Origin of the sequence: Actinomadura livida, from assembly GCF_014648675.1 — a bacterium.
Lineage (GTDB): Bacteria > Actinomycetota > Actinomycetes > Streptosporangiales > Streptosporangiaceae > Spirillospora > Spirillospora livida.
Genome location: NZ_BMRO01000006.1, coordinates 1 through 15,061, shown reverse-complemented (window position 1 = coordinate 15,061; position 15,061 = coordinate 1). Strand labels below are relative to the sequence as shown.

Genomic DNA, 15,061 nt, shown 5'->3' with positions numbered 1-15,061 from the left:
TTCGAGGGTGAGTTCGACCAAGGGCCGGCCGGGCATGGACGGGCCGCTGGAAGACGCGCTGGTGGGGACCCGCAGGTTCTTCACCCGCGCCCGGGTGTCGCCGGATCTCCGGACGGTGACGAAGGCGGGCGGCCGCGAGGCCGACGCGTTCTACCGGGACCGCTGGTCGCACGACAAGGTGGTGCGCTCCACCCACGGGGTGAACTGCACCGGGTCGTGCTCGTGGAAGGTGTACGTCAAGGACGGCATCATCACCTGGGAGGCGCAGCAGACCGACTACCCCTCGGTCGGCCCCGACCGGCCGGAGTACGAGCCGCGCGGCTGCCCCCGCGGCGCGTCGTTCTCCTGGTACACCTACTCGCCCACGCGGGTGCGTTACCCCTACGTGCGCGGCGTCCTGCTGGAGATGTACCGGGAGGCCAGGGCCCGGACGGGCGACCCGGTGGAGGCGTGGCGGGAGATCGTCTCCGACCCGGACAGGGCCCGCGCGTACAAGGCGGCGCGCGGCCGCGGCGGCCTGGTGCGGGCCACGTGGGACGAGGCGACCGAGCTGATCGCCGCCGCGCACGTGCACACGATCGCCGAGTACGGGCCCGACCGCGTCGCCGGCTTCTCCCCGATCCCGGCGATGTCGATGGTGTCGCACGCGTCGGGCTCGCGGTTCATCTCGCTGATCGGCGGGACGATGCTGTCGTTCTACGACTGGTACGCCGACCTCCCCGTCGCGTCCCCGCAGGTGTTCGGCGACCAGACCGACGTCCCCGAGTCGGGGGACTGGTGGGACGCCGGGTACCTCATCATGTGGGGCTCCAACGTCCCGGTGACGCGGACGCCCGACGCGCACTGGATGACCGAGGCCCGCTACCGGGGCCAGAAGGTCGTGGCGGTGTCGCCCGACTACGCCGACAACGTCAAGTTCGCCGACGAGTGGCTCGCCGCCCAGCCCGGCACGGACGGCGCCCTGGCCATGGCCATGGGGCACGTCGTCCTCAAGGAGTTCTTCGTCGACCGGCAGGTCCCGTACTTCACCGACTACGTCAAGCGCTACAGCGACCTGCCGTTCCTGGTGCGGGTGGACAAGCGCGGCGACGCCCACGTCCCGGGCAAGTTCCTCACCGCGGCCGATCTGCCCGGTGCCGAGGCCGGCTCGGAGAACGCCGCGTTCAAGACGGTGGTCCTGGACGCCAACACCGGGCACCCCCTCGTCCCGAACGGCTCGCTGGGCTTCCGGTACGGCGAGTCGGGCGAGGGCCGCTGGAACCTCGACCTCGGCGACGCCGACCCGCTGCTGTCGGTCGAGGGCGGCGACGCCGTGGAGGTCGAGCTGGCCCGCTTCGACGGCCCCGGCGGCTCGCCGGGGACGATCCGGCGGGGCGTGCCCGTCCGGACCGTGGCCGGCCACCTGGTCACGACCGTCTACGACCTGCTGCTCGCCCAGTACGGGGTGGGCCGGGACGGCCTGCCCGGCTCCTGGCCGTCCGGGTACGACGACGCGTCGCAGCCGTGCACCCCGGCGTGGCAGGAGGCCATCACCGGCGTCCCCGCGCAGGCGGCGGAGCGCATCGGGCGGGAGTTCGCCGCGAACGCCGAGGAGTCCCGCGGCCGGTCGATGATCATCATGGGGGCCGGCGCGAACCACTGGTTCCACTCCGACACGATCTACCGGGCGTTCCTGGCGCTGACGACGCTGACCGGCTGCCAGGGCGTCAACGGCGGCGGCTGGGCGCACTACGTCGGGCAGGAGAAGTGCCGCCCGGTGACGGGGTGGGCGCAGCTCGCGGGCGCGCTGGACTGGTCCCGGCCGCCCCGCCAGATGATCAGCACGGCGTTCTGGTACCTGCACACCGACCAGTTCCGCTACGACCACTTCGGCGCCGACACCCTCTCGGCGGCCCGGCCGCCGGGCGGCGCCGCGGGGCAGCTCACGGGCCGGTCCACCGCCGACGCCATCGCGCAGGCCGCCCGGCTCGGCTGGATGCCGTCCTACCCGACGTTCGACCGCAACCCCCTGGACCTGACCGACGAGGCGGCGGCCGCCGGGAAGCAGCCCGCCGACCACGTCGTGGACGAGCTGAAGGCCGGACGGCTCAAGTTCGCCTGCCAGGACCCCGACTCCCCGGAGAACTTCCCCCGCGTCCTCAGCGTGTGGCGGGCCAACCTCCTCGGCTCGTCCGCCAAGGGCAATGAGTACTTCCTCAAGCACCTCCTCGGCACCGACAACGCCGTGCGCGCGAGCGAGACCGGACCGGCGGACCGCCCGAAGGAGGTGGTCTGGCACGAGGAAGCCCCGGCCGGCAAGCTCGACCTGCTGCTGTCGCTCGACTTCCGGATGACCAGCACCACGATCTTCTCCGACGTGGTCCTGCCGGCGGCGACCTGGTACGAGAAGCACGACCTCAACACCACCGACATGCACCCGTTCGTGCACTCGTTCAACCCGGCGATCTCACCGCCGTGGCAGACCCGCAGCGACTGGCGGGCCTTCCAGGACATCGCGGTCGCGTTCAGCCGGCTCGCCGAGCGGCACCTCGGCGTCCGCAAGGACCTCGTCGCGGTGCCGCTGCTGCACGACACCCCCGACGAGATGGCCACGCCGCACGGCCGCGTCGCCGACTGGGCGAAGGGGGAGTGCGAGCCCGTGCCCGGCGTGACGCTGCCGAAGCTCGTCACGGTGGAGCGCGACTACCCCGCGGTCGCCGCGAAGATGACGGCGCTCGGCCCGCTCGCCGAGCGGCTCGGCGCGACCACCAAGGGCGTCACGTTCGACCTGGAGCGCGAGGTCGAGTACCTCAAGCACAAGAACGGCGTCGTCCGGGGCGGCCCGGCCGACGGGCGGCCGTCGCTGAAGCGCGACGTGCACGCCTGCGAGATGATCCTCGCCCTGTCCGGGACGACGAACGGGCACCTGGCCACCCAGGGGTTCCGGGCCGTGGAGCGGCGCACCGGCACCCGGCTCGCCGACCTCGCCGCCGAGCACGAGGGCAAGCAGATCACCTTCGCCGACACCCAGGCCCGTCCCGTCCCGGTCATCACGTCGCCGGAATGGTCGGGGTCGGAGAGCGGCGGGCGCCGCTACTCGCCGTTCACCATCAACGTCGAGCGCCTCAAGCCCTGGCACACCCTCACCGGGCGGCAGCACTTCTTCCTCGACCACGACTGGATGGAGGAACTCGGCGAGCAGCTGCCGACGTTCCGGCCGCCGCTGAACATGACCGCGCTGTTCGGCGAGCCCGAGATCGGGGAGACCGGTGAGCTGGGGCTGACCGTCCGGTACCTCACCCCGCACAACAAGTGGTCGATCCACTCCGAGTACCAGGACAACCTGTTCATGCTGTCGCTGTCGCGCGGCGGCCCGTCGATCTGGATGAGCGGCGCGGACGCGGCGAAGATCGGCGTCCGCGACAACGACTGGATCGAGGCCGTCAACCGCAACGGCGTCGTCGTCGCCCGCGCGATCGTCTCCCACCGGATGCCCGAGGGGACGGTGTACATGTACCACGCGCAGGACCGGCTGATCGACGTCCCGCGCTCGGAGACCTCCGGCCGCCGCGGCGGCATCCACAACTCCCTCACCCGCCTGCTGATCAAGCCGAGCCACCTCATCGGCGGGTACGCGCAGCTGTCGTTCGCGTTCAACTACCTCGGCCCGACCGGCAACCAGCGCGACGAGGTCACCGTGATCCGCCGCCGCTCCCAGGAGGTGACGTACTGATGCGCGTGATGGCGCAGATGTCGATGGTCATGAACCTCGACAAGTGCATCGGGTGCCACACCTGCTCGGTCACGTGCAAGCAGGCGTGGACGAACCGCAGCGGTGTCGAGTACGTGTGGTTCAACAACGTCGAGACCCGTCCCGGGCAGGGCTATCCCCGCCAGTACGAGGACCAGGAGCGCTGGAAGGGCGGCTGGACGCTCAACAAACGCGGGCGCCTGGCGCTCAAGGGCGGCGGCCGGATCCGCAAGCTGCTGACGATCTTCGCGAACCCGAAGCTGCCCGGCATCCACGACTACTACGAGCCCTGGACCTACGACTACGAGAACCTCACCAGCGCCCCCCTGCAGGAGCACACCCCCGTCGCGCGGCCCAAGTCCCTGCTGTCGGGCGACGACATGCAGATCACCTGGTCGGCGAACTGGGACGACGACCTCGGCGGGTCGATCGAGCACGGGGACAAGGACGTCCTGCTCAAGGAGATCTCCGACAAGGTGAAGATGGAGTTCGACAAGACCTTCATGTTCTACCTGCCGCGGATCTGCGAGCACTGCCTCAACCCGAGCTGCGCGGCGTCCTGCCCGTCCGGCGCGATCTACAAGCGGACCGAGGACGGCATCGTCCTCGTCGACCAGGACCGGTGCCGGGGCTGGCGGATGTGCGTCTCCGGCTGCCCGTACAAGAAGATGTACTTCAACCACCGGACCGGCAAGGCCGAGAAGTGCACGTTCTGCTTCCCGCGCATCGAGGTCGGCATCCCGACGGTCTGCTCGGAGACGTGCGTGGGGCGGCTCCGCTACATCGGCCTGATCCTCTACGACGCCGACAAGGTGCTGGAGGCCGCGTCCGCGCCCGAGGACACCGACCTCTACGAGGCGCAGCGCGGCGTGTTCCTCGACCCGAGCGACCCGCGGGTCGTCGCGGCGGCCGAGCGGGACGGCATCCCCGCCGACTGGATCGAGGCCGCGCAGCGGTCCCCGATCTACTCGCTGATCAACACCTACAAGGTGGCGCTGCCGCTGCACCCGGAGTACCGGACGATGCCGATGGTCTGGTACATCCCGCCGCTGTCACCGGTCGTGGACGTCGTCCGCGACACCGGCCACGACGCCGAGGACCGCGGGAACCTGTTCGCGGCGATCGACGCGCTGCGCATCCCGGTCGAGTACCTGGCGGAGCTGTTCACCGCCGGGGACACCGCGCCGGTGGACGCCGTCCTGCGCCGGCTGGCGGCGATGCGCGCCTACATGCGCGACATCAACCTCGGCCGCGAGCCCGACGAGTCGATCCCGGCGGGCGTCGGGATGTCGGGCGAGGCGATGTACGACATGTACCGGCTGCTGGCCCTCGCCAAGTACGACGAGCGGTACGTGATCCCGACGGCGCACGCGGAGCAGGCGCACGGCCTGGAGGAGCTGGCCACGGAGTGCTCGCTGAACTACGAGGGCGGGCCCGGCATGGGCGGATCCGGCCTGGGCGGAGGATCCGGTCCGTTCGGTGAGGGCTCGGGAGGCCCGAACCCGGTCGCGGTGGAGAACTTCCACATGCTCCAGCAGCGCCAGACGGCCGACAACCCCGTCGACCCGGAGAACAAGCACCAGCGCGTCAACCTGCTCAACTGGGACGGCAAGGGCGCCCCGGCCGGGCTGTTCCCGAAGCGCGAGGACGGCGGGGACGGTCCGGGGCCGGACGGCGCGAACCCGCCCGCCGACTCCGGCGACGCCGAAACGGAGCCCAAGCCATGAGGGACCGGGGCCTGAAGAAGAAGGGGTTCGCCGAGGCGGAGCTGGCCACGGCCTGGCAGGTCGCGTCGCTGCTGCTCGGCTACCCCGACGAGGAGCTCCTGGCGCGGCGCCCGCTGCTCCGCCGGGCCGTGGCGGGGCTGCCCGCGGCCGCCGGGACGCCCCTGGGCGGCTTCCTGGACCACCTGGACGCGACGCTCCTGCGGGAACTGGAGTCCGACTACGTCGAGACGTTCGACCACCGCAAACGGTGCTGCCTCTACCTGACCTACTACGCCTACGGGGACACCCGTAAGCGGGGGATGGCCCTGCTGCGGTTCAAGCAGGCCTACGAGGCGGCGGGGCTCGTCCTGGACGACGGGGAGCTCCCCGACCACCTGGCCGTGGTCCTGGAGTTCGCCGCGACCGGAAACCTCACGGAGGGGCGGCGGCTGCTGCTGGAGCACCGCGCCGGCCTGGAGCTGCTCCGCCTCGCGCTCACCGAGTCCCGGTCGCCGTGGAGCGCGGTGCTGGAGGCGGTCTCGGCGACGCTGCCGCCGCTGAGCGGCCGCAACGAGGAGGCCGTCGCCCGCCTCATCGCCGAGGGCCCGCCCGAGGAGGAGGTCGGCCTCGCCCCCTACGGGAGCGGCGCCGGGACCTCGGGCCCCGTCTTCCTGCCCGATCCGGTCCTGGAGGCCCGTTCATCATGACCAGTCAGCTGCCCGCCCTCGCCGCGCAGAACGGCGGTGAACCGGGCGTCGCCGGCATCCTGCTGTGGGTGGCCCTGCCCTACGTCACCATCGCGGTGTTCGCCTTGGGGCACATCTGGCGGTACCGCTACGACAAGTTCGGCTGGACGACCCGCTCGTCCCAGCTGTACGAGCGGCGGCTGCTGCGCATCGGCAGCCCGCTGTTCCACTTCGGAATCCTCGTCGTGCTGCTCGGCCACGTCGGCGGGCTGCTCATCCCCGACCGGTGGACGGCGGCCGTCGGCATCACCGAGCACATGTACCACGTCATCGCCGTCGTCCTCGGCACCGTCGCCGGGTTCTGCACCCTCGCGGGCCTGGCGATCCTGATCTACCGGCGCCGGACGGTCGGGCCCGTGTTCGCCGCCACGACCCGCAACGACAAGCTGATGTACGCGGTGCTCGCGGCGGTCATCCTGCTCGGGCTCGCCGCGACCGTGGCGGCCAACATCGTCGGCGGCGGCTACAACTACCGGGAGACGGTCTCCCCGTGGTTCCGGTCGGTGTTCTACCTGCGGCCGGACCCGGACCTGATGACCGGCGTGCCGATCCTGTTCCAGCTGCACGCGATCAGCGCGCTGGTGCTGTTCTGCATCTGGCCGTTCACGCGGCTGGTGCACATGCTCACCGCGCCGGTCGGCTACCTGACCCGTCCCTACATCGTGTACCGCAGCCGCGACGAGCAGCTCGGCATGCACAAGCCGCGCCGCGGCTGGGAGCGGGTGCCCTGACCTGGAAGGCCGTCCTCCCCGGTTATGGACTTTCGGCCCTGCCCCGCCCCTGGCGCGGGGCGGAGGCTGGAAGGGCAGCATCCGGAAGGAGCCGATCATGCGGAGCACGCAAACGGATATCGAGCGGGTCGCGGCCGACGCGCGGCGCGCCGTCGAGGACGCGATCTGGGCGCCCTCGGTGCACAACACCCAGCCCTGGCGGTTCGGAGTGGCCGGAACGCGGATCACGCTGCGCGCCGACCCCGACCGCAGGCTCGGCGTCGCCGACCCGCGGGGCCGGGAGATGCTGATCAGCTGCGGGGCCGCGCTCTACACGCTGCGGGTGGCGCTGCGCAGCCTGGGCCACGACCCGGTGGTCCACCTGCTGCCCGACCCTGACCGGCCGCAGCTGCTCGCAGACGTCGACCTGCGGCCCGGCGAGCCCGCCGACGAGGCGGTCGAGCGCGAGCACGCGCAGGTCCGGCGCCGCCACAGCCACCGGGGCGGGTTCCTGGCCGCCCCCGAATCCGGCGTCCTGACCGGGCTGCGGCACGCCGCGGAGCGGGAGGGGGCCCGGCTCGTCCAGGCCGTCGACGTCCACGTCAAGGGCGCGCTGGCGGCCCTGACGGACGCGGCCGAGCACGTCCAGCGCCGCACCCCCGCCTACGCCACGGAGATCGCCCGCTGGGCGCCCGCGCCCGGGACGTCCCGGAAGGACGGCGTCCAGCAGGACGCCTACCCGCGCCGTACGCCGCTGACCGCGCCGCACTTCCCCGCCCGCGACTTCGCGCGCGGCCGGGGCTGGGGCGTCGAGGCCGCCGAGGACGACACGGCCCTGACCGGGCTGGTCGTGCTGCTGGTCTCCAAGGGCGACACGCCCGCCGACTGGGTGAAGAGCGGCCAGGCGCTGCAGCGCGTTCTGCTGCGGGCCGCCGCCCACGACCTCTCTGCCGCGTACCACACCCAGGCGCTGCAGGTGCCGGACCTGCGCGAGTTCATCCGCGCACAATTCTGCGGCGACGCCTACCCGCAACTGCTCCTGCGGCTAGGTGTGGCGAACGGCGAGAAGCTGACCAGCGTCCGCCGTCCCGTAGAGGAAGTCCTGACGGAGGAGCCCTCCTAACCCGGTGGCCGAGGCGCCGCAGTCAGCGGTGCGTCGAACCGGTGATCCGGCGGCCGGTGAGGAGCTCGGGCCGGATGCGGATGAAGTGCTCGCGTTCCCCCGGAGCCCAGCTGCGCAGCGGCAGCGCCTCGAGCGCCGCCGCCTCGGCGCGGTCGGCGACGTGCCTGGCCCGCCCGACGGCGACCACCGACCATCCCGTCCTGGCCCGGACGTCGAACTCGTCGATCTCGAACGCGACGACGGTGTCGGCCGCGGCGGTGGCGAGCCTGGACCGCCGCGACGTCCTGATCACGATGTCGCCGCCGCTGAGCGTGAAGTTGACCGGCTGGATCGCGGGCAGCGCCTGATGGGTGAAGACGATGCGTCCGATCTCGGCGCGGGAGAGGAGGTCGCGGCACTCGTCCTCGTCGAGGATCTCGAGGCCGCTCTGGTCGAGCTTCATGAGACCCAGGGTGGGGCAGCCCCGGCCGGGGCCGTTAGGGACCAAGGTCCCTAACCGGGCAACGCGCGGGGTGCCGCGCGACCCGGCCGCGGCAGGCGGTAGCGTCCCGGTGAACCGTTACCGATCACCGCCCCGGTACGCCCAGGAGGCACCCCGTGCTCGAGGTCACCACCGCCGATCTGCGGCTCTTCCTTCACGTCCTCGCCGCGACGATCTGGGTCGGCGGGCAGATCACGCTCGGAGCGCTCGTCCCGGCGCTGCGCGGGTTCGAGGGCGTCACCAAGGTCGCCGCCCGCCGCTACAACACGGTCGCGTGGCCCGCGTTCGCCGTCCTCGTCCTCACCGGCGTCTGGAACATCACGGCCGGCGACATGGGCGACGCGGCGCAGCGCACGCTGGAGGTGAAGCTCGTCTTCGTCCTCCTGTCCGGCGTGGCCGCGTTCCTGCACACCCGCGCGACCTCCAAGGCCGGCCTCGCCGTGTGGGGAGCCCTGGGAATGCTGGGCGCCCTGGCGGGCCTGTTCTTCGGCGTCCAGCTCGGCTGACCCCGCGCCCGGAACGCCATGGAGTCTCGTGCTTCATTTGGGGCTTGAGTGGCGTCCCGGCGGCGCGGCCGTGCCTAGGCTGGAGGCGTTGGGCCCCGCCCAGCGGCGAGGGATGGGCGAGACCTCATCCGACCTCCCTCGCAGCTGCCCGTCGGGGGGACGACATGAGGCAGAACATGATCGTGGTGGTGGCCGCGCTCGCCGCGGCAATCCTGGCGTGCGCCGGCGCCGTCGCCTTCATCACGCTGGGTCCGGACGGGGACCGCGACGCCGGGAGGGTCTCGGGCACCTCGGCGCCGCCCTCGCAGCAGCAGGACCGGAGCCAGGAGCGGGAGAGGACCTCGCCCGAACCGAGGCCGACCGTGACCGTCACCGAACCCCGGACGGCGGTCCCCGGCCAGCCGGGCGAGTCGGCCGCGGACGCCAACTTCCTGGAGCTGATCGCCGCCGACGGCATCGTCGCGCCGGACGACTGGGCCATCGAGGCGGGCCGGGCGACCTGCGGCCAGGACTACGCCTCCGCACGCGAGTACCTCACGGACGGCGGCCTCTACGACCACCACGTCCAGACGTTCCTGGACGATTGGATGATCACGCACGGCGGCTGCTGAGGGCCGCCCGCCCCGGCGCGGACGGCCCTTCGGCACCCCCGGCCCGCGGGTAGATCGTCTAGGTTTGCCCCATGAGCGATTCTGTGGCGGTGGGCCTGGTCGGTGCGGGTCCCTGGGCCGGGATGGTGCACGCGCCCGCGCTGGCGGCGGGACCGTCCACGCGCCTCGCGGGAGTGTGGGCCCGCCGCGCGGAGGCGTCCGCCCGGCTGGCGGCCGAGCACGGCGCCCCCTCCTTCGCGCGGATCGAGGAGCTGTTCGACGCGTGCGAGGCCGTGGCGTTCTCCGTGCCGCCCGACGTGCAGGCCGACCTCGCGGCGCGGGCCGCCCGCGCCGGCAAGGCCGTCCTGCTGGAGAAGCCCCTCGCCATGGACCTCGACGGCGCCCGCCGGCTGGCCGGCGCCATCGCCGAGGCGGGCGTCGTCTCCCAGATGGTCTTCACCCTGCGGTACTCCCGCGCAGCCCGCGAGTTCCTCCGCCGCGTCCACGCGATGGAGCCGTTCGGCGGCTACGGCTCGTTCGTCTCCTCGGCGCTGAGCGGCGGGCCGTTCGCCACCCCGTGGCGGCTGGAGAAGGGCGCGCTGCTCGACCTCGGCCCGCACATCGTCGACCTGCTCGACGCCTCGCTCGGCCGCGTCGCCGGCGTCCGCGCGCACGGCGACCCGCTGGGCTGGGTGGGGCTGACCCTGGAGCACGAGGGCGGTGCGGTCAGCCAGGCGTCGGTCTCCATGGCCGGTGCCGGCGAGCTGCCCCCGGCCCACATCGAGGTCTACGGGCGCCAGGGCCACGCGCGGCTCGACTGGTCCCAGCTCGGGGACGACGCGTTCGCGACCATGGTCGCGGAGTTCGCCGCGGTGGTCCGCGGCGGGCCCGCCGTCCCCTTGGACGCCGCGCACGGCCTGCGGATCCAGGAGATCCTCGCCTCCGCCGGCACCCAGCTCAGGGCGGGGTGAGGGCGACACGCCGCACGTCCCCCGCGGCACCGGCCAGGGGAAACGGCTGCGATGCTTGATGCCATGGCTCGTACGATCGATGACATCCTTGCCGAGGCGCGCGACCGGCTGGTCCGCGTCTCTCCCGAGCAGGCCCACGCGGAGACGCGGGACGGCGCGCTGCTCGTCGACATCCGGCCCGCGGCGCAGCGTGCGGACGAGGGCGAGGTGCCGGGCGCGCTGATCGTGGAGCGCAACGTCCTCGAATGGCGCCTCGACCCGGCCTCCGACGCCCGGCTGCCCGTGGCGACCGGCCACGACGTGCGCGTCATCGTGCTCTGCTCCGAGGGGTACACCTCCAGCCTCGCCGCCGCGTCCCTGCACGACCTCGGCCTCACCCGCGCCACCGACGTCGTCGGCGGCTTCCGGGCGTGGCGCGCCGCCGGCCTGCCCGCGACGGGAGGAGCGGACGGCTGAGCACCCGCCTTCCCCGGCGGGAACGCCGGCCCCGGCGATAATCGCCATTTCACCGGCCATTTCTCTCCGCGTGCGCCCGGACGATTTCAGAGGGTGATTCCGCAGTTGAGTTAGTGATCATCAATGTGGTTTTATCGAACCCTGATAAAACGCGAGATTTCTTCTCCTCGGGTCTTTGTTTTCGAGGATCACTCGGGTACAAACAGAATGTATTTCGCGTGGTCATGACTCCCCGCTCACCGCGCGAAAGGGGGTCGCGTGCGGCTGCCGCACGCGGAAGCAGATAGCCCTCTCCGAGGAGGAGACCCCGTGAAAGCTCCCATCCGGCTCGTCACTCCGCTCGTGGCCGCGTCCGCCGCGCTGGCCATGACCGCGGGCACCGCGTCCGCCGCCACCACGACCATCCGCGAGGAGACCGCCACCGGAGCCCCCTACTCCGGAAACTGGCAGGTCACCACCGTCGGGACGCTCGACTTCGCCGTCACCTTCCTCGGCGCCCAAGTGACCGGGTCCTGTGAGGACGCGACGCTGCAGGGCACCGTGGAGTCCACCGGTGCCGGCGAATTGACCGCGGCGTCGATCGGCGCCTGCCAGACCTCGAACGGACTCAGCTCGCCCGCGACCGACCTCGACCTGAGCGAAGTGCCCGACCGGAGCGGCAGCGTCACCTACGACCCGGTCGCGAACGGACGCGACGGCGTCCTGTCCATCGCCGCCGGGCTGAGCTTCAAGATCGAGGGCCAGGTGCTCGGCTTCACCGTCACCTGCTTCTACGGCTTCCAGACCGGCGGCACCCCGGGCCTCGCGTTCGACGTCTACAACCGCGACAACCCGAACCGCCCGCTCCCCGGCCACGACGACGCACAGGGCGCCGCGGACAACATCACCCTGGTCCGGCAGGCGGGCAGCAGCGCGCTGTGCCCGTCCAACGGCACCGGCAGCGGCTCCGCCATCGCCCGCGGGGAGACCACCCCCGGCTCCGGCGTCTTCGACCGGAAGCTGTACATCACCTCGTAGGTTCCCGCCGGCTCGTCCGGGCCGTACCCGTCACCCCCCGCCCACCGGGACGGCCCGGACCACCCTTGTACGGCGAAATGAAGCGGCCGGGCCCCGGGGCCGGTGCAAGGGAGTGTCATCCTCCTCGGGGCCCGGCCGCACTGCCCTCGCGGTGCTGGGTCGCCGTGTCGGAGCGACCGGGGGCGTACGGCCGGAATCCTCCTGGACGAACGCGAGGGAATCCGAGCGTAACTCCGCAGGTCAGCACGTGGTAATGACACGGTGCTTACAGTTGTTTCCCACGGGTGTCGCGACCCCGCGGTGGCAAAATCACCCGCCCCGCCGAGCGCGCCGCGAACCGTGCGCGTGACAATGGAGAACGTGAGAGCGGTCGCCATTTCCGACACCCATGCGCCCCGGCGCTGGAAGTCCTGCCCGCCGCGGGTGGCCGAGCACCTGCGGGACGCCGACGTGATCCTGCACGCCGGCGACGTGTGCACCGCGTCCGTACTCGACGAACTGGCCGGGTACGCGCCCGTCCACGCCGTCCTCGGCAACAACGACGGCCCCGACGTCGCCGAGTGGGGCGCCCCCGAACGCCTCGAACTCGACCTGGACGGACTCAAGGTCGCCATGGTCCACGACAGCGGCCAGGCCCGCGGCCGCACCGCCCGGATGCGCCGCTGGTTCCCCGAGGCGGACCTCGTCGTCTTCGGGCATTCGCATATCCCGCTGGACGAGACCGGCGACGGTGTCCGCATCTTCAACCCCGGATCGCCCACCGACCGGCGGCGCCAGCCGCACGGGACGCTCGGCATCCTGGACATCCGCGACGGCCGGCTCACCGGCGCGGAGATCGTCCCCGTCACGTGACCGGACCGCGCGCTCCAGGGCGGGACCTCCCTCGACCGGCCGCGGCGGCGCATGGAATCGTCGGTCCCCGAAGTGATCGCCGACAGACGGGAAGCCCCGGCATGACCGACCGCGTGACCGTGCACGTCCATGAGGGAGTCGCCGACGTGCGGCTCAACCGGCCCGACAAGCTGAACGCCCTCGACATCGCCACGTTCGAGGCGCTCGCCGAGATCGGCGAGGCGCTCTCCGGGGACCCGTCCGTCCGCGCCGTGGTCCTGTCGGGCGAGGGCCGCTCGTTCTGCGCCGGGCTGGACTTCGCCAACTTCGCCGCCATGGCCGGCGACGCCGCGGACGCCGAGGGCGGCGCCCGGTTCCGCCGCCTGGCCCAGGACATCACCGCGCGCGAGCCGGGCCGCATCACGAACCTCGGCCAGCAGGCCGTGCACGTGTGGCGCGAGATGCCGCAGCCCGTCGTCGCCGCCGTCCACGGCCACGCCCTCGGCGGCGGCCTGCAGATCGCCCTCGGCGCCGACATCCGCATCGTGGCACCGGACGCGAAACTGTCCGTACTGGAGATCCGCTGGGGCCTGGTGCCCGACATGACGGGCACCGCCGCGCTCATCCGCCTCACGGGGGAGGACGTCGCGAAGGAGCTCACGTTCACCGGCCGCATGATCAGCGGCGAGGAGGCCGCACGCATCGGCCTCGCCACCCGCACCGCGGACGACCCGCGCGCCGCCGCCACCGAACTCGCCCGGGAGATCGCGGCCAACAGCCCCGCCGCGATTCGCGGCGCCAAACGCCTCCTCAACCGCGCGGCGGACCACGACCTGGCCGAACAGTTCATCGAGGAGTCCCGGACGCTCGGCGAACTGCGCGGCACCCCCAACCAGGTCGAGGCGGTCCGGGCCTATTTCGAGAAGCGTCCGCCCGTCTTCACCGACCCGTCGTGAGCCCCGGCCGCCCGCCCACCCCGCACGCCGGGGCCAACGGTCATCGATCAGGACCCGGGTGCGCCGTGGGCGGGTGGTGCCGAGTTGACGTCCGCGTGCGTCAGGCGGCGAGGAACGAACCGAACGGCAGATTGCGCACAAGCCAAAAAAGCAGGATGACACCGAAGAACACCCAGATGAACGCGGGGTGGGCCACCTTCGTGCGGGTGGGGCGGTCCTTGGCTCGGGCCAGTGCCCACCGCGACCAGAAGAAGACCAGCGCGGGGATTACGGCCACGGTGAGCACGTTCAACGCGAAGGCGTCCTGGACGTGGCCGTGCGCAAGAGCGTGGATGGTGCGCATGGAGCCGCAGCCGGGGCACTGGAAGCCCGTCAGCGCGAGGAACGGGCAGGTCGGATAGTGCCCCTGCTCGTTCGGGTCGACCGCGGCGATGTAGGAGACGGCCGCGATGGTGATGATCAGCACACCACCCGGCCTGAGCAGCCGGAGCGCCACCGCGGCCGCGGAACGGCCGCGCGGCCCGCCCCGCCGCCCGGTGAAGGGTCCGCCCGGCTGACGCAGGGCGGACCGGCGCCCGTCAGTCATCGAGATCAGGTGCTGGAGCTGCTCGCGACCGCGACGAAGAAGTAGATGACACCGACGATGACGCCCAGGACGGCGGAGACGATGGCCCACGTCTTCGCGTTGTTGGACGCCTTCATCGCGCCGGCGTGGTCACCGGCCTGCCACTTGGAGTTGACCTGTGCGGCGAAGACGATCGACACCACGCCCGCGGGCAGGCAGCAAAGGATCGTCGTCGCGATCGCCCAGGGCAGGTGGTTCGGGGGAGGGCTCCCCGCGCCGTAGGGGTTCGGCGGCGGCGGAGCTGGCGGGTAGGCCATGGTGGTACCTCTCGTGATGGGCTGGATAATCCAAGTAGATAGATGACTATCAGCCCCGGCAGGTTCCCGACCATCCCACAACTCGTCCGGCGGACGTCCCGCAGGACCCCTCCGGTTTGACGAAGCCGCAGGGACCCCGTAGGTTAACCCCTCGTCCCCCGACGGATGCCGGATGCCTGCAACGGCGGCCGGCCGACCGGGGACCCACCACCGAACAGACCGACACGGTTTCGCCGTGCCCGGCGTGCTGTGGTGACGCCGAAACGGCCGATTTTGCTAATCGCGCCGGATCTGGTGAAATGGTTTCACCGCCCGGAAGGCGCCGCGCAAGCGGCATCGGAACGGCGCTGCCGACA

Annotated in this window: 15 protein-coding genes; 12 read left to right on the top strand and 3 right to left on the bottom strand. The window is 72.0% G+C overall.

All coding sequences use genetic code 11. The annotated features are described in order from the left end of the window. Positions 1-34: 34 nt before the first annotated feature. The 5 genes from IEZ03_RS15345 to IEZ03_RS15325 all read left to right on the top strand — a co-directional run bounded on the left by IEZ03_RS15345 (position 35) and on the right by IEZ03_RS15325 (position 8,015). Complete coding sequence (locus IEZ03_RS15345) at positions 35-3,712, top strand: nitrate reductase subunit alpha (RefSeq protein WP_184890595.1); 3,678 nt, start codon at positions 35-37, stop codon at positions 3,710-3,712. Beyond that, complete coding sequence (narH, locus tag IEZ03_RS15340) at positions 3,712-5,457, top strand: nitrate reductase subunit beta (protein WP_184883940.1); 1,746 nt, start codon at positions 3,712-3,714, stop codon at positions 5,455-5,457. Before IEZ03_RS15345 ends, narH begins: the two co-directional genes overlap by 1 nt. Continuing rightward, positions 5,454-6,143: a nitrate reductase molybdenum cofactor assembly chaperone gene (narJ, locus tag IEZ03_RS15335; protein WP_184883942.1), complete on the top strand. Its 690-nt coding sequence runs from the start codon at positions 5,454-5,456 to the stop codon at positions 6,141-6,143. The genes narH and narJ overlap by 4 nt, the downstream gene beginning before the upstream one ends. After that, the gene (narI, locus tag IEZ03_RS15330) at positions 6,140-6,913 is read left to right on the top strand and encodes a respiratory nitrate reductase subunit gamma (protein WP_184883944.1); all 774 of its coding nucleotides are present in this window, start codon (positions 6,140-6,142) and stop codon (positions 6,911-6,913) included. Before narJ ends, narI begins: the two co-directional genes overlap by 4 nt. A gap of 97 nt (positions 6,914-7,010) precedes the next feature. Further along, complete coding sequence (locus tag IEZ03_RS15325; protein ID WP_184883946.1) at positions 7,011-8,015, top strand: Acg family FMN-binding oxidoreductase; 1,005 nt, start codon at positions 7,011-7,013, stop codon at positions 8,013-8,015. Between the two features lie 22 nt (positions 8,016-8,037). Here the strand turns inward: IEZ03_RS15325 and IEZ03_RS15320 are convergent, their stop codons facing one another. Further along, positions 8,038-8,457 carry a pyridoxamine 5'-phosphate oxidase family protein gene (locus tag IEZ03_RS15320; protein WP_184883948.1) on the bottom strand — a complete coding sequence of 140 codons (420 nt, stop codon included), beginning with the start codon at positions 8,455-8,457 and terminating at the stop codon, positions 8,038-8,040. 155 nt (positions 8,458-8,612) lie between these two features. Here IEZ03_RS15320 and IEZ03_RS15315 point away from each other — a divergent pair, with 155 nt between their 5' ends. From IEZ03_RS15315 to IEZ03_RS15285, 7 genes are all read left to right on the top strand, one after another. Next, positions 8,613-9,002, top strand: a complete 390-nt coding sequence (locus IEZ03_RS15315; protein WP_184883950.1) for a hypothetical protein — start codon at positions 8,613-8,615, stop codon at positions 9,000-9,002. Positions 9,003-9,166: 164 nt separating this feature from the next. Beyond that, a complete protein-coding gene (locus IEZ03_RS15310; RefSeq protein ID WP_184883952.1) occupies positions 9,167-9,613 on the top strand; it encodes a hypothetical protein in 447 nt (148 codons plus the stop codon). 71 nt (positions 9,614-9,684) lie between these two features. Beyond that, positions 9,685-10,563 (top strand): Gfo/Idh/MocA family protein, encoded by an 879-nt coding sequence (locus IEZ03_RS15305; RefSeq protein ID WP_184883954.1) that lies wholly within the window; start codon positions 9,685-9,687, stop codon positions 10,561-10,563. A gap of 63 nt (positions 10,564-10,626) precedes the next feature. Beyond that, on the top strand, positions 10,627-11,019 hold the full coding sequence (locus IEZ03_RS15300; protein WP_221480697.1) for a rhodanese-like domain-containing protein: 393 nt from the start codon (positions 10,627-10,629) through the stop codon (positions 11,017-11,019). 309 nt (positions 11,020-11,328) lie between these two features. Beyond that, positions 11,329-12,036, top strand: a complete 708-nt coding sequence (locus IEZ03_RS15295; protein WP_184883958.1) for a hypothetical protein — start codon at positions 11,329-11,331, stop codon at positions 12,034-12,036. A 351-nt stretch (positions 12,037-12,387) separates the two neighbouring features. Further along, positions 12,388-12,888, top strand: a complete 501-nt coding sequence (locus IEZ03_RS15290; protein WP_221480698.1) for a metallophosphoesterase family protein — start codon at positions 12,388-12,390, stop codon at positions 12,886-12,888. 101 nt (positions 12,889-12,989) lie between these two features. Then, positions 12,990-13,823: a crotonase/enoyl-CoA hydratase family protein gene (locus IEZ03_RS15285; RefSeq protein WP_184883960.1), complete on the top strand. Its 834-nt coding sequence runs from the start codon at positions 12,990-12,992 to the stop codon at positions 13,821-13,823. Positions 13,824-13,923: 100 nt separating this feature from the next. Here IEZ03_RS15285 and IEZ03_RS15280 read toward each other — a convergent pair whose 3' ends face one another. Further along, complete coding sequence (locus IEZ03_RS15280; protein WP_229808307.1) at positions 13,924-14,409, bottom strand: DUF2752 domain-containing protein; 486 nt, start codon at positions 14,407-14,409, stop codon at positions 13,924-13,926. A gap of 5 nt (positions 14,410-14,414) precedes the next feature. Then, positions 14,415-14,705, bottom strand: coding sequence for a CD225/dispanin family protein (locus IEZ03_RS15275; RefSeq protein WP_131988749.1), 291 nt, complete (start codon positions 14,703-14,705; stop codon positions 14,415-14,417). Between the last annotated feature and the right edge of the window lie 356 nt (positions 14,706-15,061).

What these genes read in the sequence shown, in the direction of transcription:
- IEZ03_RS15345 (WP_184890595.1), top strand. Translation starts at nt 35, where the DNA reads ATGGACGGGCCGCTGGAAGACGCGCTGGTGGGGACCCGCAGGTTCTTC.
- narH (WP_184883940.1), top strand. Translation starts at nt 3,712, where the DNA reads ATGCGCGTGATGGCGCAGATGTCGATGGTCATGAACCTCGACAAGTGC.
- narJ (WP_184883942.1), top strand. Translation starts at nt 5,454, where the DNA reads ATGAGGGACCGGGGCCTGAAGAAGAAGGGGTTCGCCGAGGCGGAGCTG.
- narI (WP_184883944.1), top strand. Translation starts at nt 6,140, where the DNA reads ATGACCAGTCAGCTGCCCGCCCTCGCCGCGCAGAACGGCGGTGAACCG.
- IEZ03_RS15325 (WP_184883946.1), top strand. Translation starts at nt 7,011, where the DNA reads ATGCGGAGCACGCAAACGGATATCGAGCGGGTCGCGGCCGACGCGCGG.
- IEZ03_RS15320 (WP_184883948.1), bottom strand. Translation starts at nt 8,457, where the DNA reads ATGAAGCTCGACCAGAGCGGCCTCGAGATCCTCGACGAGGACGAGTGC.
- IEZ03_RS15310 (WP_184883952.1), top strand. Translation starts at nt 9,167, where the DNA reads ATGAGGCAGAACATGATCGTGGTGGTGGCCGCGCTCGCCGCGGCAATC.
- IEZ03_RS15305 (WP_184883954.1), top strand. Translation starts at nt 9,685, where the DNA reads ATGAGCGATTCTGTGGCGGTGGGCCTGGTCGGTGCGGGTCCCTGGGCC.
- IEZ03_RS15300 (WP_221480697.1), top strand. Translation starts at nt 10,627, where the DNA reads ATGGCTCGTACGATCGATGACATCCTTGCCGAGGCGCGCGACCGGCTG.
- IEZ03_RS15290 (WP_221480698.1), top strand. Translation starts at nt 12,388, where the DNA reads ATGGAGAACGTGAGAGCGGTCGCCATTTCCGACACCCATGCGCCCCGG.
- IEZ03_RS15285 (WP_184883960.1), top strand. Translation starts at nt 12,990, where the DNA reads ATGACCGACCGCGTGACCGTGCACGTCCATGAGGGAGTCGCCGACGTG.
- IEZ03_RS15280 (WP_229808307.1), bottom strand. Translation starts at nt 14,409, where the DNA reads ATGACTGACGGGCGCCGGTCCGCCCTGCGTCAGCCGGGCGGACCCTTC.
- IEZ03_RS15275 (WP_131988749.1), bottom strand. Translation starts at nt 14,705, where the DNA reads ATGGCCTACCCGCCAGCTCCGCCGCCGCCGAACCCCTACGGCGCGGGG.